This window comes from Nonomuraea sp. NPDC002799 (assembly GCF_053592075.1).
This window is the reverse complement of the sequence record NZ_JBSFVA010000053.1, coordinates 19,045-44,113: the sequence shown is the minus strand read 5'-3', so window position 1 is coordinate 44,113 and position 25,069 is coordinate 19,045. Positions and strand designations below refer to the sequence as shown.

General features: G+C 70.0%; 21 protein-coding genes. 10 read left to right on the top strand and 11 right to left on the bottom strand.

Features of this window, described 5'->3' with window-relative positions; genetic code table 11:
• Positions 1–24: 24 nt before the first annotated feature.
• Both ACWD0F_RS47535 and ACWD0F_RS47530 read right to left on the bottom strand, forming a co-directional pair.
• A complete protein-coding gene (locus ACWD0F_RS47535; RefSeq protein ID WP_449889077.1) occupies positions 25–933 on the bottom strand; it encodes an SDR family NAD(P)-dependent oxidoreductase in 909 nt (302 codons plus the stop codon).
• Positions 934–968: 35 nt separating this feature from the next.
• Positions 969–1,829, bottom strand: coding sequence for an NmrA family NAD(P)-binding protein (locus ACWD0F_RS47530; protein ID WP_449889075.1), 861 nt, complete (start codon positions 1,827–1,829; stop codon positions 969–971).
• A 112-nt stretch (positions 1,830–1,941) separates the two neighbouring features.
• On the opposite strand from ACWD0F_RS47530, the gene ACWD0F_RS47525 reads away from it, so the two are divergent.
• The 3 genes from ACWD0F_RS47525 (at position 1,942) to ACWD0F_RS47515 (ending at position 5,288) form a co-directional block, all read left to right on the top strand.
• Positions 1,942–2,946 carry an AraC family transcriptional regulator gene (locus tag ACWD0F_RS47525; protein ID WP_449889073.1) on the top strand — a complete coding sequence of 335 codons (1,005 nt, stop codon included), beginning with the start codon at positions 1,942–1,944 and terminating at the stop codon, positions 2,944–2,946.
• 104 nt (positions 2,947–3,050) lie between these two features.
• Positions 3,051–3,875: a calcium-binding protein gene (locus tag ACWD0F_RS47520; protein WP_449889071.1), complete on the top strand. Its 825-nt coding sequence runs from the start codon at positions 3,051–3,053 to the stop codon at positions 3,873–3,875.
• A gap of 264 nt (positions 3,876–4,139) precedes the next feature.
• On the top strand, positions 4,140–5,288 hold the full coding sequence (locus tag ACWD0F_RS47515; protein ID WP_449889069.1) for an Ig-like domain-containing protein: 1,149 nt from the start codon (positions 4,140–4,142) through the stop codon (positions 5,286–5,288).
• Between the two features lie 86 nt (positions 5,289–5,374).
• Here ACWD0F_RS47515 and ACWD0F_RS47510 read toward each other — a convergent pair whose 3' ends face one another.
• The 5 genes from ACWD0F_RS47510 to ACWD0F_RS47490 form a co-directional block, all read right to left on the bottom strand.
• Positions 5,375–5,689: a hypothetical protein gene (locus ACWD0F_RS47510; RefSeq protein ID WP_449889067.1), complete on the bottom strand. Its 315-nt coding sequence runs from the start codon at positions 5,687–5,689 to the stop codon at positions 5,375–5,377.
• Positions 5,690–5,716: 27 nt separating this feature from the next.
• On the bottom strand, positions 5,717–8,191 hold the full coding sequence (locus tag ACWD0F_RS47505) for a DUF4132 domain-containing protein (protein ID WP_449889066.1): 2,475 nt from the start codon (positions 8,189–8,191) through the stop codon (positions 5,717–5,719).
• Between the two features lie 412 nt (positions 8,192–8,603).
• Positions 8,604–9,938 (bottom strand): glycerophosphodiester phosphodiesterase family protein, encoded by a 1,335-nt coding sequence (locus ACWD0F_RS47500; RefSeq protein ID WP_449889064.1) that lies wholly within the window; start codon positions 9,936–9,938, stop codon positions 8,604–8,606.
• Positions 9,939–10,174: 236 nt separating this feature from the next.
• Complete coding sequence (locus ACWD0F_RS47495) at positions 10,175–10,600, bottom strand: hypothetical protein (protein ID WP_449889062.1); 426 nt, start codon at positions 10,598–10,600, stop codon at positions 10,175–10,177.
• Positions 10,601–10,605: 5 nt separating this feature from the next.
• Positions 10,606–12,999, bottom strand: a complete 2,394-nt coding sequence (locus ACWD0F_RS47490; RefSeq protein WP_449889061.1) for a PKD domain-containing protein — start codon at positions 12,997–12,999, stop codon at positions 10,606–10,608.
• Positions 13,000–13,589: 590 nt separating this feature from the next.
• Here ACWD0F_RS47490 and ACWD0F_RS47485 point away from each other — a divergent pair.
• Positions 13,590–14,627, top strand: a complete 1,038-nt coding sequence (locus ACWD0F_RS47485; protein WP_449889059.1) for an ion channel — start codon at positions 13,590–13,592, stop codon at positions 14,625–14,627.
• Positions 14,628–14,640: 13 nt separating this feature from the next.
• On the opposite strand, the gene ACWD0F_RS47480 is transcribed toward ACWD0F_RS47485, so the two are convergent.
• Positions 14,641–15,261: a hypothetical protein gene (locus ACWD0F_RS47480; protein WP_449889058.1), complete on the bottom strand. Its 621-nt coding sequence runs from the start codon at positions 15,259–15,261 to the stop codon at positions 14,641–14,643.
• Positions 15,262–15,688: 427 nt separating this feature from the next.
• On the opposite strand from ACWD0F_RS47480, the gene ACWD0F_RS47475 reads away from it, so the two are divergent.
• Positions 15,689–16,117, top strand: a complete 429-nt coding sequence (locus ACWD0F_RS47475) for an MmcQ/YjbR family DNA-binding protein (RefSeq protein ID WP_449889056.1) — start codon at positions 15,689–15,691, stop codon at positions 16,115–16,117.
• Positions 16,118–16,190: 73 nt separating this feature from the next.
• On the opposite strand, the gene ACWD0F_RS47470 is transcribed toward ACWD0F_RS47475, so the two are convergent.
• Positions 16,191–18,485 (bottom strand): beta-glucosidase, encoded by a 2,295-nt coding sequence (locus ACWD0F_RS47470; RefSeq protein WP_449889054.1) that lies wholly within the window; start codon positions 18,483–18,485, stop codon positions 16,191–16,193.
• Between the two features lie 181 nt (positions 18,486–18,666).
• On the opposite strand from ACWD0F_RS47470, the gene ACWD0F_RS47465 reads away from it, so the two are divergent.
• Positions 18,667–19,566 (top strand): helix-turn-helix domain-containing protein, encoded by a 900-nt coding sequence (locus ACWD0F_RS47465; protein WP_449889052.1) that lies wholly within the window; start codon positions 18,667–18,669, stop codon positions 19,564–19,566.
• Positions 19,567–19,569: 3 nt separating this feature from the next.
• Here the strand turns inward: ACWD0F_RS47465 and ACWD0F_RS47460 are convergent, their stop codons facing one another.
• Positions 19,570–20,187: a DUF6461 domain-containing protein gene (locus ACWD0F_RS47460; RefSeq protein ID WP_449889051.1), complete on the bottom strand. Its 618-nt coding sequence runs from the start codon at positions 20,185–20,187 to the stop codon at positions 19,570–19,572.
• A gap of 63 nt (positions 20,188–20,250) precedes the next feature.
• Entirely contained in the window at positions 20,251–20,895 is a 645-nt protein-coding gene (locus ACWD0F_RS47455; RefSeq protein ID WP_449889050.1) for a TetR/AcrR family transcriptional regulator, read from the bottom strand.
• Between the two features lie 61 nt (positions 20,896–20,956).
• Here ACWD0F_RS47455 and ACWD0F_RS47450 point away from each other — a divergent pair, with 61 nt between their 5' ends.
• From ACWD0F_RS47450 to ACWD0F_RS47435, 4 genes are all read left to right on the top strand, one after another.
• Positions 20,957–21,088 carry a hypothetical protein gene (locus ACWD0F_RS47450; RefSeq protein WP_449889048.1) on the top strand — a complete coding sequence of 44 codons (132 nt, stop codon included), beginning with the start codon at positions 20,957–20,959 and terminating at the stop codon, positions 21,086–21,088.
• Complete coding sequence (locus tag ACWD0F_RS47445; RefSeq protein WP_449889047.1) at positions 21,088–22,005, top strand: class I SAM-dependent methyltransferase; 918 nt, start codon at positions 21,088–21,090, stop codon at positions 22,003–22,005. Before ACWD0F_RS47450 ends, ACWD0F_RS47445 begins: the two co-directional genes overlap by 1 nt.
• A gap of 190 nt (positions 22,006–22,195) precedes the next feature.
• Positions 22,196–22,555, top strand: coding sequence for a hypothetical protein (locus ACWD0F_RS47440; protein WP_449889045.1), 360 nt, complete (start codon positions 22,196–22,198; stop codon positions 22,553–22,555).
• A 186-nt stretch (positions 22,556–22,741) separates the two neighbouring features.
• Entirely contained in the window at positions 22,742–25,030 is a 2,289-nt protein-coding gene (locus ACWD0F_RS47435; protein ID WP_449889043.1) for a polysaccharide lyase 8 family protein, read from the top strand.
• Positions 25,031–25,069: the final 39 nt, after the last annotated feature.

Genomic DNA, 25,069 nt, shown 5'->3' with positions numbered 1-25,069 from the left:
CACCGGGCCGGGCCGCGGGTGAGCTCAGTCCGGCAGGCCGACGAGCCTGGCGCTGCCGGTCCACAACGCCCGCGCCGGTTCGTCGCCGCGGGCCAGTTCCGACGGGGCCGGCCAGGTGAGCCGCGCACGCCGCAAGGAGGCGTACACGTGCCCGTCCGGGGGTGCCGCGAGACCGAGAGCCAGGTCGGCCAGGGTCCTTCCCGCGGCGGCGCGGCTGTTGAGATGCGGGTTGAGCCTGCTCAGCGCCCGCCCCAGCACCGGTGTGCCCAGCAGTGCCCAGGCCGTCCGCAAGGGCAACGACAGGTCCTTGGCCAATCCCGTGCCGAACACCTGCCCCGGATCGTAGGCGATCGCGGTGAGCCGCCGGGATCGGTCGTCGCGGCGCTCGGACAGTGATCGTGCGCTGAGCACGGCGCACAGCTTGGACGCGGTGTACGCGTGCTCGCCGGCCTTGCGCGGCCGGGGATCGCGGCCGGGGTCGCGATCGGGGTGCGCCAGCAGGTCCGCGTCGGCGTGCCGCGGCGGCGCCAGACCGGCGCGGGTGGCGGGATCGTGTGTGCCGCTCGTGGTCAGCACGACGATCGCCTGGTCCGCCAGGACGGGCGTCAGCAGGCGCGACAACAGGTAGTGCGCGAGGTGATTGACGGCGAACGTCGTCTCGAAGCCGTCGGCGGTCCGGGTGGCGACGTCGGGCAGGATCACGCCGGCGTTGAGCACCAAGGCGTCGACGGGGGTGCCGCCGAGCCGTTCGCGCACCGACGTCGCGAAGGCGCGCACCGAGGCGAGCTCCGTCAGGTCGAGCGGGATCGACTCGCCGGCGGCGGCCGGCCGGCGCGCGCCCAGGATCAGCCGGACGTCTTCCGACCGCGTCAGCAGTCCGGCGGCGATGGCGCCGAATCCGGACGTGCCGCCCGTCATCACGATCGTCGGCATGCCGCCTCCTCGATCCGCACGATGACCGCCTGAGCTCAGCGGGTGGTCGGCACGAGCCCGCGGAGCGTCTCGCCGATCCCGGTCGTGCACGTGAGTTGCCGGTCGCCATGGGGCTGGAGAAGACCGCGCCGCTCGGCGTCGTACATGTCGGCCAGCTCCTCGGCGAGCCGCGCCGGGACGCCCGCCTCCACCAGGGTACCGACCCATCCAGGCCGTGGGATGGTGACCACTTCGAGCGGCCTGCCGAGCACGGCCGCCAGCTCCCCGGCCACCTGCCGCTCGGTGTAGGAATGGCCGTCCAGATCGATGACCTCGCCGGCCCCTGGAGCCGCCACGAGGGCTTCGGCGACCACTCTGCCGATGTCGTACGTCGCGACCATCGGGGTCGGTATGTCGGCCGAGTCACCGAAGACCGGGTAGACACCGGCCCCGAGAGCGGCGCCGAGCAGCGGTTCCACCTTCTCCTGGAAGTGCGGCGAGCGAACCGCGGTCAGGGGAACGCCCGTCTCACGCAGCCGATTCTCCAGATGATGGAGCCAGCGGATGGGGCCGGTGCCCTCAGCCAGCTCGGCCCCGATCGAGGAGAGCAGCACCACGTGCGCGACACCGCTGTCCAGGACCGCCCCGGCGATCGAGTCCGCCAGTTTGCGATGGCCGGCGTCATCCGCCGACGGATCGGTCGGCAGCAGCACGAACGCCGCGCGGCAGCCGCGGAACGCCTCCGCCAGCGCCGCCCGGTCGCCCAGATCGGCGACGGAGACCTCCGCCCCGGCCCGGATCCAGGCTTCGCCCTTGGCGGCGTCGCGGACCACGGCCCGCACCGGCTCCCCTGCGGTCAGCAGTTCCCGGGCCGCCACGCCGCCGACATGGCCTGTCACTCCTGTGATCGCGTACATCGGACTCTCCTGCGCGTCGTCGTGGTGTGTCACAGCCCAGTGAACGCCCTCACGGAGAGACGATCCATGTTCCATACGCTCCTTTCCATTTCTGCCCGTCTAGACTGAAGGAGTGGACCCGCTCGCTGCCCTCCTCGACGGCGTCCGCGCCCGCAGCGCGGAGTTCTGCCGGGCGATCCTCGACCCGCCGTGGTCGCTGCGCATAGCCGACGGGGCCACGCTCGCCCTGGCCACGGCGCTGCGCGGGCACGCCTGGATCGTGCCCGACGACGGCGAGCCGCTGCTGATGCGCACCGGGGACGTGGCCATCATCAAAGGGCCGAGCCCCTACACGATCGGCGACGACCCGGCCACCCCGCCCGAGATCATCGTTCACGCGGGCAATCGCCTGACCACCATGGACAACGTCGACATCACCGAGGACCTGCGGCTCGGTCCGCGCACGAGCGGGCGCACCTCCGACGGATCGGCGATCGTGGCCAGCGGGACCTACCAGGTCAGCGGCGACGTGAGCGAGCGGCTCCTGAACGCCCTGCCGGAGATCGTGCTGGTGCCGCGGTCGAGCACCCGCGACCCGGTCATGGAACTACTGGCCCAGGAGGTCAGCGGCGAAGGACCCGGCCAGCAGGTCGTCCTCGACCGGCTCCTGGATCTGGCGCTGATCGCGACCCTGCGCACCTGGTTCGCCCGTCCCGAGGCCCAGGCGCCCGGCTGGTACCAGGCGCAGAGCGATCCGCTGATCGGCCAGGCGCTGCGGCTGATCCACGACGACCCGTCCCGTCCCTGGACGGTGGCCTCGCTGGCCGGGAAGGTGGGCGCCTCGCGGGCGGCGTTCGCCCACCGCTTCGCCACCCTGGTGGGGGAGCCACCCATGACGTACGTCACGGGCTGGCGGATGGCGCTCGCCGCCGACCTCCTGCGTTCGTCCGAGACCACGATCGACTCGGTCGCCCGGCAGGTCGGCTACGCCAACGCCTTCGCCCTGAGCGTGGCCTTCAAACGTGTCCGCGGCGTGTCCCCGAGCCGCCATCGCGCCGGCGCGCCGGGACCCGCACCCAAGCCCCCTCGCCACCGGCTGATCGGGGCGAATCCGACCCGCGCCGCAGGAAACTCCTGAGCGGCCCGCAATGCCCTGCGGCACAGCCCGGGTGCGCCTTTGTGCGTACTCCCGCGGCACGAGTCCTGGGCTACTGGAGCCAACCTCCAGGAAAGGCGGAGACCATGCGCAAAATTCTGGCCGTGGCCGCCCTCGCGGCGGCGGCGATCGGGCTCCAGACGATGTTCGCGGTGCCCTCCCACGCCGACACGCTGACGAACGTGACGCTGGGCAACCTCAACGTCTCGGCGGCCGCGGGCAAGGCCAACAACATCACGATCAGCATCAACGGGTCCGGCCAGGTGGTGATCAACGACACCGCGGACGCGGTCCGCGCCGGTGCCGGGTGCACCCAGATCAACGCGAACACGGTCGAGTGCGCGGGCGTGAACCTGGTCCGGGTGTTCGCGGGCGACCTGGCCGACACCGTCACCAACAACTCGCCGGTGAGCTCGCACCAGCACGGCGACGCGGGGGCCGACACGCTGCGCGGCGGCAGCGGCACCGACCAGTTCTTCGGCGGCGTGGGCAACGACACCACGGCGGGCAACGGCGGCAACGACATCTACAACGCCGATCTCCCGGTGGACGGTGCCGACGTCTTCGCCGGCGGGCCCGGGGTGGACACCGCCGCCTACAACAACCGCACGGCCGCCCTGACCATCACCCTCAACGGCGTGGCCAACGACGGGGCCGCGGGCGAGGGCGACAACCTCATGTCCGACGTGGAGAACGTGTTCGCGGGCTCCGGATCGGACGTGGTCACGGGGAACGGCGTGGCCAACGAGATCCGGGCCGGCCAGGGTGCCGACACCATCACCGGCCTGGGCGGGAACGACACGCTCAACGCCGTGGACGGGGCCGGGGGCAACGATTCGCTCAATGCCGGGACGGGCACCGACACCTGCTTCTCCGACGCCGGCGACACCGAGACCGGCTGCGAGATCTGAGCCACGCGGGGCCGGTGACGCTGCGGTGCCGGCCCCGCGCGTCCCTTGGGTTCTGTCGCGTACGGCACAGACGTGGACGGGTGATCGCCGAAGACTCGCCGCCGGCAGCGGCAACCCGTCGTCATCTGCACGACATCTCCGCATGATTACCTTCAGTAATGGGCATAACGCTCTCCGTATCTACAAGAGGCGACCTAGGCCGAAATATGCCTATTTGTCGGGGGACTGGGGGCATCGGCGATGCGCGGGACCATATTTGTCGGCATGTTCACGGCGGCGCTGCTCCTGGCCGCCGGATGCGCATCGGGCGGCTCCGGCGCGCCGCCCAGGAAGCAGCAGGCCCCGGCCCCGCCGCCCACGCTGGCGATCCTGCCCGCCGACGGCACCAAGAAGGTCTCCCCGGACACCGGGATCAGCGTCAAGGTCACCGACGGCAAGGTCACCGGGCTGACCGTCGCCGACGCCGAGGGACGCGAGGTCAGCGGAAGCGCGGGCGCGGACGGGACGTGGCGGCCGACGTGGCCGTTCAAGCCGTCGTCGGCGTACACGGTGCGCGTGCAGGCGACCGGCACGAACGGCGAGCAGATCGCGAAGCGGGCCGCGTTCAGCACACTGAAGCCGAAGCGGGTGCTGGAGAGCGGCATGTCGCCCCTGGACGGTGAGCGGGTCGGCGTGGGGATGCCGATCCAGCTCCTGCTGTCGCATCCGGTGACCGAGCAGCAGGACCGGGCCGCCGTCGAGCGCTCGCTGACGGTGCACATGTCCGAGCCGGTCGAGGGCGCCTGGAGCTGGACGGGCAACAGGGAGGTGCAGTTCAGGCCGCGTGAGTACTGGCCGCCGGGGGAGAAGGTCACGGTCGTCGCGCACCTGGCGGGCCTGCGCGCCGGACAGAACCTGTGGGGCACCAAGGACCGCAGCCTGACCTTCACCGTCGGTCAGGAGCACATCACCAAGATCCGTAACGGGACCCACCGGGCGGTCGTGCGGAAGAACGGCGAGGTCGTCAAGACCATCCCGGTCAGCCTGGGCAAGCGGGGCGACGAGAGCTTCTCCGGCACCATGATCGCCCAGGAGAAGGCCGCGAACTTCCTCATGGACTCGGCCACCATCGGCAGGCCGGGCGAGTATTTCGCTCACACCAAGTGGAACGTCAGGATGACCTACAGCGGCATGTTCTTCCACGCCGCGCCCTGGTCGACCGGCGCGCAGGGCAGCCGCAACGTCAGCCATGGGTGCGTGAACGCCAGCCTGGCCAACGCCCGCTGGTTCTACCGATTCACGCAGCGCGGCGACATCATCGAGGTCACGGGGACCTCGCGCAAGCTCCAGTTCGGCAACGGGCCGACGCCGTGGGCCAAATCGTGGGAGGACTGGCTGGCGGGCAGCGCCCTCAGCAAGTCGACCAACCTCTGACCTCTGGGAGACGCTGGATACGCGGTCATGTTCGCACCCGGCACCTTGCCGCCAGGACACGCGAAACTCTCGTCTCACTGGCGTGATTACGCTCCCCACACCCAGAGGTAGCGATGCGGGCCGTCGTCTCCCAGCACGCACAACCTCCGCAGGAACGACAGGTAGTGCCGCTGGTCCGTGGTGAGCCCGGCATCCACGGCCAGCAGGGCGTCGATCTCGGCCAGCAGGGTCCGCATCTGCGCCCGGTTGAACATCGTGTCCCCGTAAGGGTCGACATGGCGGAGCATGGGCTGCCCGGCTTCGGAGGTCACCGGGCCGCTCAGCACGTCGAGGGGGAAATATCCCTCCTCCGACAACGCCTTTCTGAATTCGGAAAGAAGTCGCACTCTTATACTGGCCATCGTCACACAGGGTGTTCGAGCGTTTCATCAACCGTCCCACCAGACCTGTGCTTGACGCGCATCGGGCCCAAGTGGGTACGCGCCTTCACCCTCGACGGCATCGGCCTGAGTAGCGACGATCTGGCGGGTGATGCTGGGATCGCTGATCCTGGTGTCGTCCGCCAGCAGGAACGCCTTCGACAAGATGACCGACAACATTCCGCCGTCCTCCTCGAACGGCAGGAACACCGATGAGACGGAGCGGTCGCGTCTGGGGACGATGCACAGGTAGGCGTCGTTCGGCTCCATCAGGATGTTGCCCGACCCCAGATGGATCCGGTAGGCGCGCAGTCGCCCGCGCACGCGCAGGAACCGGTCGGTCAGCTCCACCCGGTCACCGATCTTCAGCCGGGGCAGCAGCCGGGCCAGCGCGTCATGCCGCGTACGAGCGGTCTCGCTCAGTTCGCCGAACCCGTACGACTGCCAGTAGCCGTCGTGTCCGGCCGCCGCCTGCTGGTCGAGCCCCAGGGACCCGACCCCCACGGCGAGGTCGGCGTCGCGCAGCAGTTCCGACAACACCAGCGGCGGCACTTCGGTGAGCGGCGCGTCGCCGGGAAGATCCGCGTGGCGGAACCGGATCGCGTCGGTGGCGGCACAGGAAGCCGTGCCCCAGGCGTCCTGCTGGGGGTCGGAGGCGACCCGCAGGTCCCAGCTCGCCTGCCAGCCGGCGAGCGTCTTGACGGCCGCCCCCACGTCGCCGCCGCTCTCGTAGTCCCAGTGACCGATCGACAGCCCGCTCCAGCCGCGCTGCTCCAGCAGCGCCTTGGCCTGCCCGTAACGCACGACGTGGCCCTTGAAACGGTCGGAGTGGGTGCGGGTGCGCTCCTCTGCCGGGGTGAGCAGGTAGACCTCGCGGAACGTCTGCTTGAACGGCTGCCTGATCCCCCGCTCCAGCAGGTGGTCGCGCCAGCCGCGCACCCCCTCGGCGCTCTCCTGGATGGGGTGCCACAACCGGACGGGCGTGTCGGCCCCCGGACGCACGGATCTGCCGCTCGCGTCCGCCAGCGCCCAGCCGCCCTCGCTCCTGGCCGGCAGCCCGGCGAACCCGTCTGGGAGCCGCCAGATGAGGGCGCGGGTGTAGGGGCCGGTGACCGGATGGTCGAAGAAGTACTGCTCGGCCTCCTGCCAGGACAGCTCGCGTTCGACGATGAGCATCTGCTCCAGGCGCAGCCGCTCGGCCGCCTGCGTGCGTTTGAGGTCTTTCAGCGTGGCCTTGAGATCGGCGAGCACGGGATCCTCGCGGATGGACTGGGGCACCGACTTGACGACGCGCCCGGACGCGTTGACGAACCGCAGCACCGGCCCGTCGACGTCGAGCCGGACGACGCAGTCGCCGGCCTGCTCCTCCCGGACCCCGTCGGGGCCGAGCCCGAAGGCCGGGACCGTCCGGTCGACGAGCTGTTCGTGGCTCAGTCCCTCTTGTACGGCCACCGCGTCGAGAGCATCGGACGCCTTCGCCAGCAGGGCCGGTCTGCGCAGCCTGGCTCGCACGCGCGCGAGCACGCCCACCGTGTCGAGGCCGCCCCGCTTGGCCAGCACGTTCAGTGCGGCGTTGGCCAGTCTCTCGTTGCGGCAGACGGCGGCGCCGCCGGTGCCGTTGCGCCCGATGCCGCAGTTGGTGGCGACGTCGCCGAGCAGCGTGGACACCCAGGGCGCGTCGATCACCTCGCAGGTCCACAACATGCCGCGCAGCGGGAGGGCGGTGTGGCGGGCGAGGAAGACCCTGCCGCCGGGCTCGCGGCTCTCGCGGTGCGTGGCCAAGCGGGAGAGGATCTCGCGCAGCACCGCCACGCCGTCGTCGGTGAGCAGCGTGCGGACCTTGGCGAGCCAGGGTTCGCTGGGCCTGTTGGCCTTGGCCTTGCGCCAGTGTTTCAGCAGGGGCAGCACGGCGGGGTGGGCCAGCCGGGCGGCGTACTTCCCTGCCATGGCACGGGCGATGGGGTCGCCGTCCCAGACCAGGCTGCGCACGACCCCGGCCGCCCCGTGCTCCGGGGGCTCGGTCAGGACGCGCTCCAGGTCCTTGCGTAACGCGGCCCGGCCGGGGCTGCGGTGGGCCGGGTGCCACGGCGGCGCGTCACCAAGGACCTGACGGCGCTCGGGGTATCCGAGCGTCGCGATGGCGGCCAGCGGAATCCGGTACAGCTCCGTGTGGCCGGTGTGACCGCAACTCGACAGCGCGTCGGCGATCTCCCACAGGGAACGCGTGTCCTCGAACGTCCAGGGGATGTCGCCGCCGGCCACCTCGCGCACCAGCCGGAGCACCTCCCCGGGGTGCTCGTGGCCGCCCTTGTCGCCCAGGCTGAGCCGCAGTTGCGCCCATATGCCGAACGCCCTGCGCCCGGCCTCGTCGGCGCCGGGCCGCCCGCCCGCGTCGTACCGGTCGAACAGCTCGTGGGGCAGCCCTTCGACTCGGTGTCTGAGCAGGTAGCCGTAAGCCTGGGGAAAGTCGTCGAGGACGCCCATGTCAGCCTCCGACCCGCGGCACGAGGCGGATGAGCTCGCGCGCCGGGCCCGCGTCGGGCCGAGCGGGAAGGGGGATCTCGGCTGAGCACCTGCCGGTGGCGCTCGCGTCTATGAAAGTGGCCGTGGCCATGGGGGGCTCCATCGTCGTCGGTCGGTCAACGTGACGGGGCCATAGTTATCAACGGGCACCGACAATCCGGGAGCCGAGCGCGAGCTGCCGATGGTCGATCGGGACAAAGGACGTCGAGATTCCCGCCCTGCGTCACAAGATCACGGTGCTCGAACGCCTCCTGCGACGAGCCGTCGCGACGTTGCCCCCGCCATGCCCAGCGATCCCGGCGATCCCGGCGATCCTGGCGATCCTGGCGATCCCGGCGCACCACGACTGCCGGCGGAGGCAACGGAGGCTCGGTCAGGAGGCGATGTAGGAGTACAGGTCCTCCATGACCCGGCCGGCGTTGTACAGGTAGACGTGATCGGTGACCGTGTTGGCGAGCAACCCCGCGGTCAGCCCGTTGAAGTGCGCGTTCGGCCGGTCCGTGCCAGGGCCGACGTACACCTTGTAGAGGCTGCCCGGCTCGATGACGGCGCCGTCGCCCACCCGCAGGAGGGCGTTGCCGAACTCGCGCAGGGTGTAGCCGTTGAGATCGATCGGCTCGTCGGTGGTGTTGCGGAGTGTGACGTACTCGCCCCCGTTCGGCGCGACGTCGTCGCCATCCGGGTTGTACACCACGCTGTCGATGACGACGTCGCCGTTCGTGCGCAACGGCTTCTTGCCGGCGAGCACGGCCTTGGCGACGTCCGGCACGTTGGTGAACAGATGGTCATAGCCCTGACGCTCGATCATGCTCAGGATCGACGGACCGTCCTCGACCTCACTGACGACTTCCAGCCCGAAGGACTGGACCCGGGCGACCTGGGAAGCGGTGGTCTGCACCGGGTTGCCGGCGATCGCGGTGGTCCAGGTGGCGAGCTCGGTGAGCACCTCATCGGTCGCCGTCATGAACGGGTAACCGCTGCGGAGCAGCAGCGTGGGCACCTCGGGCAGCAGCGCGTGGAACTGGCGCAGCGCGGCCTCGTCGAAGGACTGGACCCAGATCTGCGGAGCGCCGTTCCTGGCCCTGAAATCGTGGGTGTAACCCCAGACGCGAAGCTCCTGGACCAGATTCTCCACCATGCCGGGGTAGAGGGTCGGCGACTTGAGCTCGGGCGCGACACCCGCCCGGCCGTTGGTGAGCTGAAACCACTCGCGCAGGGTGAGGATCCGCTGCCCGGCGAAGGCGGGGTCCCACCACGAGCCGGCGTCGAGCTGCTTGATCTCGGCCAGGGTGAAGTCGATGACGTTCCACGGAGCGCGGTCGGGGAAGAGTTCCTCGACGTTCGTCGTCCGCGCGAGAGTGTTGTCGTGGATGACCACGAGCACGCCGTCCTTGGTCTGGGCCAGGTCACCCTCCAAGACGTCGGCGCCATCCGCCAGGGCCCGCTTGTACGCCGCGGTGGTCTCCTCCGGCGCGTTCTTCGAGCCGCCTCGGTGCGACCAGACCACCGGCCCGCCGCGGTTCGCGTGGCGGACGGCACCCGGTCCGGCGCCGGTGGCCGATGCCCTCTCAGGTGCCGGCGCAGCTGCCGTCGAGGCGTCCGCGGCAGAGATCTGGGTGGCGACGAGCATCACTGCCACGGCGGCCGGTGCGGTCAAGAGGACGAGCGCCGATCGCAGCCGATTGACGATGAACCCTGGAAGTTGCATGGGGAAACTTTCTAAGTAGGTGCACGCGTGTGGGTCTTCGCGCGTGGGCAACCTAGAAGCTCCCTCCGTCCGGCGGATGAATGCCTCACGACGGTACGGCTGACGGCTGATGACCTTCCTGGCCGCCGCGCCCGCAAGCGGCAGACGTCGAGCTGGAACGCGAGGTCTGCCGCCGATCGACTCGTGGCTTCTGCGCCCGCGCGGGGCCCGCGCCCGGCTCGAAGCTGGTCACATGGTCAGACGCCCGATGTGTCGTTCTCCCCTTCTTCCGAGCCCGCCAGGGGCCAGAGCTGAAAAAGGTAGGACCGGTCGCCGGTCCGGCGGGCCCGCAGACGGTACGTCCCCGGGCCGCCGAGGTCGAGCCAGGGCGCGTCCGGCTCGACCAAAGGGTTGACCTCCAGCTCCCCGCTGTCCAGCCGTACCAGCGCCTCGTCCTGTGACGGCCCCGGAGGGGGCGCGTCCCAGAGCTCGACCACGACCGCCGCGTCGTGCGGCGACCCGTCCTGGCTGACCACCGTGACGACGTTGCGCCCGGTGAACAACCAGCGGGACGGGTCGCCGAAGACCGGCACGGCCTCCTGGGGGCCACCGTCGTCGAGCAGGTCGAAGCTCTGGTGGTCCACCAGGACCGTGGTCTCCAGCCGGTTCAGCAGGTTCGCCATGGTTACTAGTTATGCGCCTGGACCGAGCCGTGCGCCAGTTCCTGGGGCCGTGCGGCGTCCAGGTCGTAGCTTGCTCCCTTGACGTTGTCGTAGTCCACCGACGACTCGGGGTAGGTGCCTGCCGACAGCGGCCAGATGACCACCCGGAAAGCATCGGGCGAGCCGTCGTAGGCGTAGGCGACGAAGCCGCGGCCATCCGCTGCCTGGCCCTTGAAGGCGATCTTGTCGTCCGGGGTGACGACCAGCCACTCCAGCGACGCCGAGTCCAGGTCGATGTCCTGTTTCACCCGATAGGAGAGCTTGCCGTTCGACGGGGCGGGGCCTTCGTCGTGTGGCAGGTACTTCGGGTTGAACTGGACGTGCGCCTTGCCGTCCGGGGTGTCGAGCTGGCCGCCCGCGGTGGCGAACCCGGCGTCCGGATCGTAGACGATCACCATGACGTCCTTGAGGTCGGTGCCGGTGTCGTCGTCGGTGACCTCGGTCTTGATCGTGTACATGCCCGGGTGGGCGTAGGTGTGCGTGCTCTCACAGGTCAGGTCGGCTCCGGCGTAGGTGCTGCTGGTGCCGTCGTCCCAGTCGGTCACGCAGGCGTGGGTGTCGTTGGCGCCCGGCTCGCTGTAGACGGCCTGCAGCGTGACCGGGGTGCCCGCGCGGAACACCTGCCACGGCTTGGGCTGGTGGATGCCCGGCGTGTCCGGCGGAGTGGTGGGTTCGTCGTCGGCCGCGATCACCGGGCGCGGGCTCATGGCCGGTGCGACGTTGCTGAGCCGTACCGTCGCGCTGTCGCTCACCGCCGGGTTGATCCCGTCGCTGGCCGTCAGCGTCGCGGTGAACGTGCCGTCGTCGGTGCAGGCCACCGAGGTGGCGCCGCTGCTGGCGTTGCCGAAGGAGCAGGTCGCGCCCGGATCCACACCCGGACCGGGGGTGAAGCTCCAGCTCACGTGCGGCGTGCCGGACTCGGGGTCGCTGGCGCTGCCCTGGAGTGCGGTGAAAGCACCCTCGTTGCCGGAGATGTCCGGCCCGGCGTTGACGGTCGGCGGCAGGTTGACCGGCGGAGTGCCGCCACCGCCCGGAGGCTCGTCCTCATCCGGCGGCACGGCCTCGCACGCGTCGGCGCCCTCCGGCGGGGTGTCCTTGATGTGCACGTAGAAGCCGTCGGTTTGGTAGAGGATCCGGTCGTCGCGGTAGTACCGCTTGAGCGCGTTGCCCGCGCATCCGTTCACGGTCTTCTGCACGCCGAGGACGGAGAAGTCCCAGTTGGGGTTGGACGCGCCCTCAACGGTGGTCGCGAAGGGATACTCGTCGCACTCCTGCCCTATGGAGGTGTCGTAGTCGCTCTTGGGGATCTGCGCGCATGCCCTGTCCTTCGCACGGCCGTTGGCGGTCCACACCGGCCCCTGGTACGGCACGCGGTGCAGCGCGAGCAGATCGTCCCGGTTACCGGGGTGGAACTTGCCCGGGATCAGCTTGGCCCCGTCCTGTTTGGGATAGGTCTGCCACGGCTGCCCGTCCCGCACGCAGAACGGCTCGGCCTGCGCGCACTGGATGTGCCTGGCCACCTCGGCGACCCTGGAGTCCTGGACCGAGTACTGCAGGTGCGGGATCACGTCGTCGAAGATGCACGCGCCGCGCCGCATCTTGCCGAAGTAGTCGGCCGAGTCGCAGCGGATGTTGTGCTTCTCGGCGGGCAGCCCCGGCAGCATGACGTTCCAGGAGTCGATGATGTAGCCGTCGAAGGCCCACTCGTGCCTGGCGATCTGGTCAGTGCCCACGGTCGGCAGCGAGGTGATCGACCAGGAGGTCCAGCCGTCGTCCCAGTCCTTGAGCTGCTTGCCGGTGTGCGCGTAGTTCTGCTCGCAGCCACTGGAGCCGCCCAGGCAGCTGATGCGCTGGAAGAGCATGGATTCGGGCCGGATGTAGCCCTTGGTCGTAGGCCAGTAGACGGCCTTGCCGGCTTTGAAGAAGACGGTCACGCCGCGGGTGCGGTCGTCGCGGCCGTAGGCGACGGCGTCGAAGTCCATGGTCACCGTGGACATCAGCCGGCCGCCGACCACGCGGCCCGCGGAGATTTGGTACCGCTGGCACCACATGAACCGGTTGTAGACCCGGCCGGTGGAGTCCTTGGCATCGTCGCCGCTGAGACAGTCCTCGACGTCGGGCCCGGTGGGCTCGGCCGGCGGGGTGCGCGGCCCGGAGGCGGCCGCGGTGGCGAACGGGTCACGGTAGGTCAGATCGGGCTCGCGTCCCCCGGTTTTCTTGAGGTCGGATTCGACCCCGAGCTTGCCCTGGTCGTCGAGGGTGAGCTTGCCGGTGTAGGAGAGTGCTCCCGCTTCCTGCTGAGGCGGCGGCTCCGCCTGGACCGGGCCCGCGTGGAGCGGCACGGCCAGGATCAGAGCCATCGGTAAGCAGAGCAGAGCACGCCGAAGTCGGCTCATGAACATGTACTCCCCGTAACAGTAGAGCGGTCGGGAATCTCGACCGCCGCTCGCGAGCGTACGACGACATGTCATGATTCGCCAGGACCGATCGTCGATCTGATCGCTTACTGGGGTGAGCCTCAGGCGCGTCGGGAAGCCCGGTCGACACCGACAACCCCTCGGCAAGATCGACGGCCTGTCCCCCTCGATCACCCGCAGTGTGATCTCCCAGTTCTCCCGGCGCGCCCCCGCCGCGATCGCGCACCCACGTCAGCCGGGCGATGCTCAAGCTGAAAGCCCGCGATCGGGCGCACTGGTGGTGTTCGGCGCCGCCCGGTGTGGGCTCACATTGGAGAGCCGAGGCTCAGGTCGGTCCGGAAGGCCGAGTTTCAGCACCCACAGGCGCGTCTCCGCCGGCGCCGTGGCCGGTCGGCCGGAGCCGCGGTAGACGAGTGATCGTCAGCTTTTGTCGGGCTGGCGATACGTTCGTGAGCAACACCCTCTTAGTGCTGCTTTATGGGTTTTGTCCGGTTAGAGTGTCCCGCACCTGAGCGTGTCGGACGGGAGGAAGCGTGCAGTTCTATCTGGCTCGCTTGCTGGCCCAGATCACGTTGCTGGGGACCTGGTGGACGCCGGTCCTCGTCCTCAGCCTCGTGTTCGTGACCAGTTGGCCGCTGATGGCCCTCGCGGAGCCGGCGGGCAGCGCGATCGCCGACCCGGCCAATTACTGGTGGTATTTCGTGGTCACCGCCGCGACCGTGGGCTACGGCGACCTGTACCCGGAGTCGGCGGCGGGCCATGCCGTCGGCGTGTACGTCATCGTCGGCGGCATCGCGACGCTGACGACCGTGTTCGCCAGGCTCGCGACGTCGCTGGAGAAGGCCAAGGGACGAAGGATGCGGGGTGTGGTCACGGTGAAGATGTCAGGTCACGTCGTGCTGCTCGGCTACACGCCGGGACGTACCGAGCAGATGGTGGACGAGTTGCTCGCCGACGGTTCGAGCGGCCTCGTGCTCTGCGCGTGGGACGACGTGGCGGCGCACCCGATGTCGGACCGCGACGTCGCGTTCGTCCGCGGTGACCTGACCGACGAGGGCGTGCTGCGCAGGGCTGGGGTCCAGCGGGCGTACAGCGTGTTGGTCGACGCCCGCGACGACAACGAGGCGTTGACGGTCGCGATCACCGCCGGCCACGTCGCCGGCAGCGCCCATCTCGTCGTGGCGCTACGCGACCTCAGCAGGGTCCGGCACCTCCGCTACCTCGATGAGGCCGTGCGCTGTGTCCAGTGGCACAGCACGCACATGATCACCGAGGAGCTGAAGGACCCCGGCATCACCGAGATCTACACGCAGCTGATGACTCACGGCGGTGCCGACACCTACTCAGTGCGGCTGCCGGAGTCTCTGGGCCCGGTACTGGTCGACCACTGCCAGACCGTGCTCGGCCGGCGCCACGGCGCCACGATGCTCGCCGCCCGGGCCGGCGACGTGCTGACGGTCAACCCGGGCTGGGGAACCGAACTGCCCGCGGGGGCCGTGCTCTATTACGTCGGCTCCCGCCGCCTCACCGCCGAGGAGATCGTGAGCACCCTGCGCGACGGTGCTTCCTAGCGACCGAAGATCGCTAGGAGAACCTTCCCTGAAACGATTCGGCGTACTTCCTGTAGAACGAAGCGTAAACATCTTGGCTATCGGCGACCTGCCGCTTTTTCTCGTCAATCATCCGCAACGCACTCGCCACCTCGCCATTGAGTGCTCTCACGACCGGAACGACGACGTACTTCTCATCGTCAACCAGCAGATCGGTGTCTGCTATCCGCTCTGACAGTTCCGACCAATCAGCCCAGAGGTCGATGAAGCTTCTGGCGTGGACGGAGAGAGTTTCTGCCAGGTCGACTGCCACGCCACGCGGATCCCCGCCCCGATGGAAGTCCCAGGTGCGATAGGTCTTTTCGGGTGTGAGACAGCCCAGATTGCAGCTTACGACAGGCTGTCCGCGCCGATCGAACTCGGGGTTGAGCTCCGAGATCGTCTCTTGTATCCGTTCGTGGATCACTCCGACCACAGGATTGATGATGAGAAGCTCCGGCAGATGGGTGTCATTGTCGTTGAGGCCCAGCCAGCCGTGCACACCTGGCGTGCGTCGCTGCACGAACATATAGCGCGAACGCGTGGCCGCGAAGCCGGCGCCGGTCAGCGCCGCTTTCACGGCGGCCAGGGCATCTTTTCTCAGGTTCGGCGGCATTCAGCACCTTCGGGCAACCTCGGGAACGGGCGGTTGATGAAAGATCCGAGATCTGATCGTGCTCGGTCGATCCGCTCCCGGTCACTCGGCATGACGGCGGATGCCGGGCAGCGGTCTGGGTGCACTCATCGCTTGTGAGGATGCCCTGGATCTCCGTCGGCTCCCAACTCCGCCGGTCCACGCGAACGCCACACCGCGTCGCAGGAGCCGGCGAACTCGCTCGACGCTCTCCTCCTCGATGTCGAGATCAGGTATGCCCCGGCCGTTGACCGCAGACTCATAGGCGCGATCGAGCGGAATGCCGAATGGCCATCCTGGTGGCCGGTCGGTTATGTCTCGGTGCGGCCGTTCAGGCGTGGCCGCGACCCGCGAAGCCGCGTGGGTGGTCGAGCGGCGGTTCCGGGAGATGCCGCCTACGCTGTGGGGTGTGCCCGACGATGACGGAAGACGGCCCGCCCGTGTCGAGGACGTGCACGAGCTGGCCCTGGCCATGCCGCACGTGACCGTCGAGCACGGGACCGGCGACAATCCGATCTACCAGGTGGGCGGGAAGTCGTTCGTCTTCTTCCGCAACCCGCGACCGGACGCGGCCGACCCGGACACCGGGGAGCGCTATGCGGACGTGATCGTCTTCTGGGTCGAGTCCCAGGCGGACAAGCAGGCGCTGGTCCAGGACGCGGCGTCGCCGTTCTTCACCACCGCGCACTTCAACGGCCACCCGTCGGTGCTGCTGCGGGCCTGCCGGATCGGTGAGCTCACCCGGCGCGAGCTGGCCGAGGTGGTCCAGGAGGCGTGGTTGTCCCGCGCATCGGTGCGCAGAGCGGCCGCCTGGCTCAGCGCGCATCCCCTGCTGTAGGGGACAAGGGCGCCACTCCGAGGAAGGGAACCCGCACTGACCGGGGGACGTGTCATGACACGTCCCCCGCCGGTCAGCGGATGGTGAAACGGCTCTCCAGGGAAGTGTCGAAGGACGTCCCGACGCTGACCTGGTAGGTGCCCTTGGCGGTGGCCCACCTGCCACTGCGGGGGTTCCAGTACTGCAGCAGATGCAGATCTTCGAGGTCGGCCGCGCTGATCGCGATCTGCACGTCGCGCGACTCACCCGGCCGCAACGTGACCTTCTGCCAGCCGAGCAGCCGCTTCGCCGGTTCACCGGCCGAAGCGGGCAGTTCGACGTACGCCTGCGCGGTCTCGGTGCCGGTCCGCCGGCCGGTGTTGGTGAGACGGAACCGGATGCGGACCTCTTTCGCGCTCGCCGGCGTGACGCGGAGCCTGTCGTAGGCGAAGGTGGTGTAGGTCAGCCCGTGCCCGAACGGGAACAGCGGCCGGACACCCTGGGCCGCGTACCAGCGGTAACCGACCTTGAGCCCTTCCTCGTACTCGACCTGCCGGGCCTCGGTGTTGCCGGGCGCGCGGACGATCGACCCGTCCGAGAAGGTGCCGGGGTAGCGCCGGGGATCGCCGGCCGTCGGCAGGTCGGCTTCGGACCTGGGGAAGGAATGGGTGAGCTTGCCGCTCGGAGCCGTGTCTCCCCACAGCAGCGACGCGATCGCCGGTCCCATCTCCTCACCGGCGTACCAGACCTCCAGAACTCCCTTGACCGAGTCGATCCACGGCATGACGACGGGGCCACCGGTCTGCAGCACGACCACGGTGTCGGGGTTGGCCGCCGACACCGCGCCGATCAGGGCGTCGCCGCCGCCGTCCAGGGAGAGGTTCGGCCGGTCGGCGAATTCGCCCTCCCGGTAGTAGCCGAACACGATGGCCACATCCGCCGCGCTCGCCACGGCCGTGGCGGCGGCGAGGTCGGCGCCGTTCGCGTAGGTCACCGTGCCGCCATCGGCCTGGGCCCGAGCCGTGATGTGGTCGAGCGGCGCCTTGGCGGTGCAGGGGATGTTCGGTGCGGTGTGCAGGCAGACGCTGGAGGCGTCGATGTCGCCCGGCTCCGGTGTGCCGGCGGCCGACGGGCCGATGACGGCGATCTTCTGAGCCGATCGGGACAGCGGCAGCAGGCCGGTGTTCTTCAGCAGCACGGAGCCCTGCTCGGCCAGCTTGCGGGCCAGCGCCTCGCTCTGGGGCGTGGCGACGTCGGCGTCGGGAGCGTTCAGGCGCGGCACGTCGAACAGGCCGGAGGCGATGTGCGCGCGCACGATCCGGTACGCCGCCTCGTCGACGTCCGCCTCGCGCAGGCGGCCCTGGGCGATCTGCTCCTTGATCGCCATGGGTGTCCAGTAGCGCCACGCGTTCAGCTCCTGATCGAGGCCCGCTTTCAGCGACGGCGGATCCTCGCTCAGGTAGTGCCGGGCGCCGAAGTCGGTCACCACCCATCCGCCGAACCCGATCTCCTTCTTCAGGATCTGGCCGAGCACCCGGTCGCTGCCGCACGCCCAATCGTGGTCGACCTGGTTGAAGGAGCACATGACGGAGCCGACGTCGCCGCGGTCGATCGAGATCTCGAAGGGGAGGGTGTAGATCTGGCGCAGGGTGCGGCCGTCCACGTTCGACGAGCTGTTGTTGCGATCGGTCTCCTGCTCGTTCGCGACGTAGTGCTTGAGCTGTGCCTGCACCGGCTCGGCGTCGTTCGCCCCGACCCCCTTGCTGTACGCGCCGGCCAGCAGACCCGACAACACCGGGTCCTCACCGAGATACTCCGAGGTACGCCCGCTCCGGGGGTCACGCCCGCCGGCCAGGCCGGGGCCGAGCAGCACGTTGCGCTGCTTGCGCCACGCCTCGTGGCCGATCGCGGCGCCCTTCTCGCGCGCGAGCGCCGTGTCCCAGGAGGAGGAGAGCGACACGTTGGCCGGGTAGACCGTCACCCCGGCGCCCGCGCCGGCGATCGCCGACGGCGCGTCGGTGTACTGGATGGCCGGCGTGCACGGCACCTGCGGCGGCATCGTGAACGTGACGGGGACGAACTCGCCGGGCGGCAGCTCGCGGGGAGCCGCGGTCGTGAACGTGGTGCGCGCCGGGTCGTTGGCCGAGTGCTCGTCGAGCCAGCGGAGTTTCTGGTCGAGCGAGGACGCCGCGAGGAGCGCGCGGGCCCGCCGCTCCGGCGACTTCGACCTGTTCATCCACGGCACGGTCGCACAGTCGATCGGGTCGGCCGCCGCGTCGGCGACCGTGCTGATCAGGTGGACTCCGGGTGTCAGCAGCACCAGCGACACGGCGATCGACGCGGCGCGGCGTACGGCGGCTGAGGGACGAGGACCGAAGCGTGGATCCAAGGTGGGCCTCCGAAGGTGCGCGGAATTCCGGGGGTCGTGCTGAGGCGTCCATCCATGGGCGAAGGAGTTTCCGCCCTGCTCAAATCCTGTGTTCCTGGGATGGCCGGAGCTAGGCCGAAATACGCCAGAGATAGCACGAAATGCACCTTCCGCCGTGGCGGGCGCGCAATACAGTGCGAGCATGGCCGAGCCACCCGTCGACCGGTCCGGGCGACTGCTGCACTTCACCGCGGGCACGCTCGCCTACGCCGGCCACTACCTGCACGAACGCAGCCATCCGATCCACACGCACAGCTTCTTCGAGATCGCGATGGTGACCGGGGGAGAGGGCGTGCACGTGTCGCTGGCCGGGGAGCGGCGGCTGGCCGTCGGGGACGTCATCCTGCTGCGGCCCGGCGTCTGGCATGGCTACGAGGAGTGCCGCCGGCTCGACCTGTACAACTGCTGCTTCTCGACGGAGATGCTGCAACGCGAGCTCGGCTGGATCCGCGAGGACCCGCTGCTGAGCCATCTGCTGTGGACCGGGCCCTATTCGCTGCAGCGGCGCGGCATGCTGACCATCCGCTTGCCGCCGGAGGCCCTGGCCGAATGCGCCGGGCATCTCGACGCGCTGGACCGGCTCCGACGCGAGCCGCCCGGCCTGCATCGTGGCGACGTCATCGGACGGCTCCTGCTGTTCCTGGGCTGCCTGGCCCGCTCCCTGGCCGGCAAGCGCGGCGACACCTTCGGCCCCACCGGCCCGAACCACCCCGCGGTGGTGCGCGCGACGCGCCTGATGGAAGCGGCGCCCGATCATCACTGGACGCTCGCCGAGCTCGCCGCGGAGCTGCACCTGACGCGCGGTTACCTGGTGCGGCTGTTCAAGGCGACCACGGGGCTGCCGCCGATGGCGCACCTGTCACGGTTCCGGGTGGAGCTCGCGGCGGTGCTGCTGTTGCACACCGACCAGTCCATCACGCGGATCGGCGAGGCGGTCGGCTGGCCGGACGCCAACAACTTCGCCCGCCGGTTCAAGGCCCACTACGGCCTGAACGCGTCGACGTACCGGGCACGGTTCCGGGACGGCCCGCCTGCTTCCTGAGCGTCAGACCCGGAAACGATGGAGGGCGTGCCCGCGTGCCAGCCAGTCGAAGGACAGGCGGACCCCGGTGATCCGCTCCATCAGAACGAACGCGTGCATCCGCCAGTCGTCCAGCAGCCCTTCACCCGGGACACGGCCCGCCTCGACGTCGGCGTATCGCTCGTGCAGATGGAACAGGCCCGCGAGGGGCTCCTCGATGGCCGCCGTCTCGCCCCGGACATCGTCCCCGTAGTCCAATCTGCAGAGTTTCCGGCCGTCGCGCGCGTAGAACACCGAGAACCGGCAGAGGGTCGCGCTGCCGATCAGGCAGATCGCCTCGCCGCCGGAGGAGAGCCGTTCGAGCGCCCGGAAAGCCCGATCGCCGGTGTACTCCATCGCGAGAAACCAGGGGGGCTCTTTCCCGAGCAGCAGGAACCCGCCGAATCTTCCCTCGTTCTGCTCCTCGTACGATTCGGCGGACAGCCCTTTCAAGCCACTCGTGGTGATGTCGAGCACGTCGACGTCGAGAGCCCGGATGACCTCATCGGCCGAGCCCGCCCGGCACCACGTCATACAGAGCTCGCCGAGAAAGATATTCCGCTCGACCAGGTCCTTATAGTGCGCCTCGATGTCGGTGAGCACCGCTCCGCCCTTCCGTCGGTATGGCGTGTCTCGACCCGGACGATCGCCGGGAGGCAGGCGCCTTCAGGGTGAGCTGTTGAGAATCGCGGCGGCCACGGTGTCGGCATACCAGCGTTGGTAGCGCTCCGGCGGCCAGCCGCGCTGCCGTACGAGCCAGTCGTAGTTGCGGACGTCCATGGCCAGCCAGAGGACGTCGGCGGCGCTGTCGATGTCATGGTCGGACCGCAGGAGGCCGGCGGCGGCGAGGTCGGAGGCGAGCATGACCATGCCGCGCCGGCGGTCCTGCAGGTTCTTGTGCCAGATGGCGGCGGCGTCGGAGTCGGCGCTCGCGGCGCCGGCCAGTGCGAGCATCACCTCCGCTTGGCGAGCGTGGGTCTCGGTGAGGTGGCGGGCGAGGCGGAGGAGCTTGGCGCGGGGGTCGGCCAGGGCGCTGACCTCGGCGACGAAGGGCCGGTCGGGCAGGCTGCGCTGGTCGTCGTCGCCCGCGATGGTGACGTCGACCAGCTCGGACAGCAGTTGGCGCTTGCTGCCGAACACCGCGTACACGGTTTGGACCGCGACCCCGGCTTCGGCGGCGACGGCGGTCAGCGGCGTGGCGGCGTAGCCGGGGTCGACGAACAGCTTGCCCGCGGCCTCCAGGATCGCCCGCCGGGTCTGGCGGGCCTGATCCTGCCTGCGTGCCGACTGATACCGCCTCTTGACAGCCATGCACGTACTGTAGTGCTCTATTGGATAGAGGTATACTCTATTCAACTAAGGGGTGGGTGCGGTGCCGTTCGGAGTGCTCCAGGAGATGCCCGAGGTCAGCGAGGCGGAGTACCGGCAGGTGGAGAAGCACCTGGGCCCGGATCGTCCTCCCGGTCTGCTCGCCCACGTCGCCGGCGCCGAGATGCCGTTCTGATGCCCGGCACCGACGCTCTGCGGGCCCGCAACCACGAGTTCTGGGCGCAGGCCGCGCCCGGCTGGATCCGTCATGCCGACCGGCAGGACGAGGCCGGCCGGCCCTTGGGCGCGGCGGCGATGGAGTGGCTGCGGCCAGAGCCCGGTGAGCGGATCCTTGACGTGGGCTGCGGCTGTGGCGGCACCACGGCCGAGCTGGCGGCGGCGGTGGCCGGGCCAGGTGGTGCGGCGGTCGGGGCGGGCGGTGCGGTGGCCGGGGTGGATCTGGCCGGCGTGGGCGGTGCGGTGGTCGGGGTGGATCTGTCCGAGCCGATGGTGGCCGCCGCCAGGCGGCGGTTCCCGCGCGATCGGCACCTCGGCCTGCGGTTCGTCACGGCGGACATCGAGACGGTCGAGGCCGTGCCGGGCGCGCCGTTCGACGCGGTGTTCTCCCGCATGGCGCTGATGTTGCTGGCCGACCCGGTCGCGGGCTGTACGACGATTCGGCGTTCGCTCCGCAGCGGAGGCCGCCTGGCCGCGACCGTGTTCCGCGACGGGAGCGCCAACCCGTGGATGTTCGCGGCCACGCTCGGCGCCGCAGCCCATGTCGGGCCGCTGCCGCCGCTGCCGATGGGCGACGAGCCGGGCCCGTTCGCGTTCGCCGACCCGGGCAGGGTGCGGCGCATCCTGACCGCCGCCGGCTTCGACGCCGTCACGGTCCAGCCGCACGACGTCACCCTGGACGCCCCGGACGACGGCGAGACGGCGGCCGAGTGGCTCATCGAGATGGGTCCGGCCGGCGCGGCCTACCGCGCCGCCGCGGCGTCAGGCCGGGCCGCGGCCCGTGCGGCGGTCGCCCGGCTGTTCGAACGATTCCGCGAGCCCGGTGTCGGCTACCGGTTCCCCGCCGGGGTCTGGCTGGTCACCGCGACGACCTGATCGCACCTCCGGACGACAGCGCGCCCCGCGATCATGCCGATCGCGGGGCGCGCTGTCGTCTGCCAGGGAACGACCCGATCGAGGCAGGGACGACTTGGGAGGAAATGCCCAACAAGGAGCAATCTGATAGGGATAGATCAACATGATCAGGCTGTCTCCTGATGAAACCCACCACTCCGGAAGGAACCCGATGCGAATCCTCCCCATCCTGGCTGTGGGCACCGCTTTCCTCTTCGCCGCCCCCGTGGCCGCGCAGGCCGCCACCAGCTCGGCCGCCGCCTGGCCCTCCTGCGTGAAAGCCAGCCGCACCAAGCTGAACAACAGCGGCTGGTCTGACCCCAAATGGCAGGTCACCGTGTCCAACCGCTGCTCGCACACCACCAAGTACTCGATCGTGCGCGACCACCAGTCCGACTTCGGCTATGTGGCGGTCTCCGCCGGTAAGACCAGCCGCCGTAACATCGGCAAGTACTCCTTCGGGCACGGCGCCTCCGAGCCCGACGGCGTGAAGATCTACTACCGGGGCACCCGCTACTCGAAGCGCTTCTGACGCGTTCATCGCGGCCGGCCGCGCCGGTCGCCCGCCGCGCCGCGCCGGTCGCGTCGCCCGGCGACCTTCGGGCGCCGGCTCGCGTGTCGCAGAGCCGGCCCGCGTGCCGCAGAGTCGAAAGGAACCACCCGCCTGTTCCACATATGATCTTTCATCTGATACCTGCCTGATTGTCGGAAGGCCGCCATGACCCATCCCCTCAGCCGGCGCTCCACCCTGCTGGGCGCCGCGGCCGTGGCCGGCCTCGCTCTGGGGGACAGGCCGGCCGAGGCGGCCGGCACCGCCGCGTTCGACGCCGCGCGCGAGCGGTGGGTGAGCCTGCTGGCCGGCGCGTCGTACGACCCCGCCCACACCGACAGGACACAGGCGGTCGAGGGCTCGGCCAACGCGGTGCTGCGCAAGCTGAAGCCCGACCCCGATCGCCCGAGCCTCTGGCCCGACCTGCCGCTCGGCAACCCCGGGACAGGCAACTTCAACCGGGCCTACAACCGCATGCGCACCCTGGCGCTGGGCTGGGCCACGCCGGGCACCGCCCTGCACCGGGACGGTCAGGTCGCCGAGACCGCGGTCAGGGCACTGGACTTCCTGTACGAGCACGCTTACCACGAAGGGCTCGATCGGCGGGGCAGTAACTGGTACTGGTGGGAGATCGGCGTACCCCGCTCGCTGACCGACACCTGTGCCCTGCTGTACGACGGCCTGCCCAAGGACCGCCTTGACCGCTGGCTGCGTCCCTTACGCCGCTGGTGCCCCGACCCGGAGCGCCGCGTCAGCCACCCCGGCGTCGTCGAGACCGGCGCCAACCGCGCGGGCAAGGCCATGGCGGTGGCGATGCGCGGCCTGCTCACCCACGACGCCCGTCTGCTCGAACGAGCCGGAAACGCGGTCTCCGACCTGCTGCGGCCGACCGCCGGGCCGGGCGACGGCTTCTACCGTGACGGGTCGTTCATCCAGCACGACGTGTACCCCTACACCGGCAGCTACGGCGTGGACTACCTGGAGAGCGTGGCCAAGCTGATCGCCATGCTCGCGCGGTCACCGTGGGAGATCGCCGGAATCGGGAACGTCTACGACATCGTGGATCGTTCCTTCACGCCGTTCATCTTCGACGGGCTCATGATGGACTGCGTACGCGGCCGGCAGATCTCGGTGCAGGGCCACCGCGACTACCACTCGGGACAGAAGGCGGTCGAGGCCATCCTCACGTTGCTGGACTCGGCGCCCGAGCGCCATGCCCGGCAGTGGCGACCGCTGGTGAAGGGCTGGCTCACCCGCAACCAGGCCATCCCCTACGACACGCTCGCACCGCTGGCGAGCATCGCCCGGGCCACGGCCCTGCTGGAGGACCCGTCGGTGCCGGTCGGCCCGCGTACGACGGGCACGTACGTCTTCGCCGACATGGACCGGGTCGTGCACCGCCGTCCCACCTGGGCCTACGCGATCGCGATGAGCTCGGAGCGCATCGGCGCGGCCGAGGCCATGAACCGGGAGAACCTGCACGGCTGGTACACAGCCGACGGCATGACCTATCTCTACACCGGCGACCTCACCCACTGGAACGATGACCTGTGGCCCACGATCGACCCGTACCGGCTGCCGGGCACCACGGTCGACACCCGCAGACGCGCCGATCTTCCGCACGGCCGGCGCCGCCTGCCGGCCACCCCGTGGGCGGGCGGCGTGGCACTCGACGGCGAGTACGGCGTGGCGGCCATGAAGCTGATCGCCGGCGGCTCCTCACTGCGGGCCAAGAAGGCGTGGTTCCTCCTCGATGACGCGGTGATCGCCCTCGGCACCGGCATCACCGCCTCCGACGGCCGCCGCATCGAGACCATCATGGAGAACCGCAACACCCACGACCGGCATCCGCCGCTGACCCGGGGCGACGGCTGGGTCCACCTGCCCGGTGCGGCCGGCTACGCGCTGCTCGACGGCGGCGAGGCGAAGGTGATCCGCAAGAAGCGCACCGGCCGCTGGCGGGACATCGACCAGGGCGCCACCACCGGAGGCGACAGAACCCCCGTCACCCGGCACTACACCACGATCCTCATCGACCACGGCGTCGATCCGCGTAAGGCGCGCTACGCCTATGCCGTCCTGCCCGACGCCTCCATCGCGCAGACCGCGGCTTACGCCGGCAGGATCGAGATCCTCGCCAACTCCGGAGCGGTGCAGGCCATCGCCCGCGACAACGTGCTCGCCGCCGTCTTCTGGCGGGCGGGAACCGTCGAGACCGCGTACGGGCCGCTCGCCGCCGACGGCCCCTGCACGCTGCTGATCCACCGCGCCCACGACCGGGCACGGCTCGCGGTCTCCGACCCGTCCAGAACCGCCGGCGAGGTGAAGATCACGCTGCCCTGGCCGGTGAAATCGGTCGAGAAGAAGGACCGCAGCGTGCGCAAGTCCAAGAGCGCGGTCAAGGTGGAGGTCGGCGGCAGCCGCGGGCACGCGCACACCGCGGTGGTGTGCGTCTGAGAACCTTCCGCGCGTGAAATTCCGCGCGACCAGGTGGCC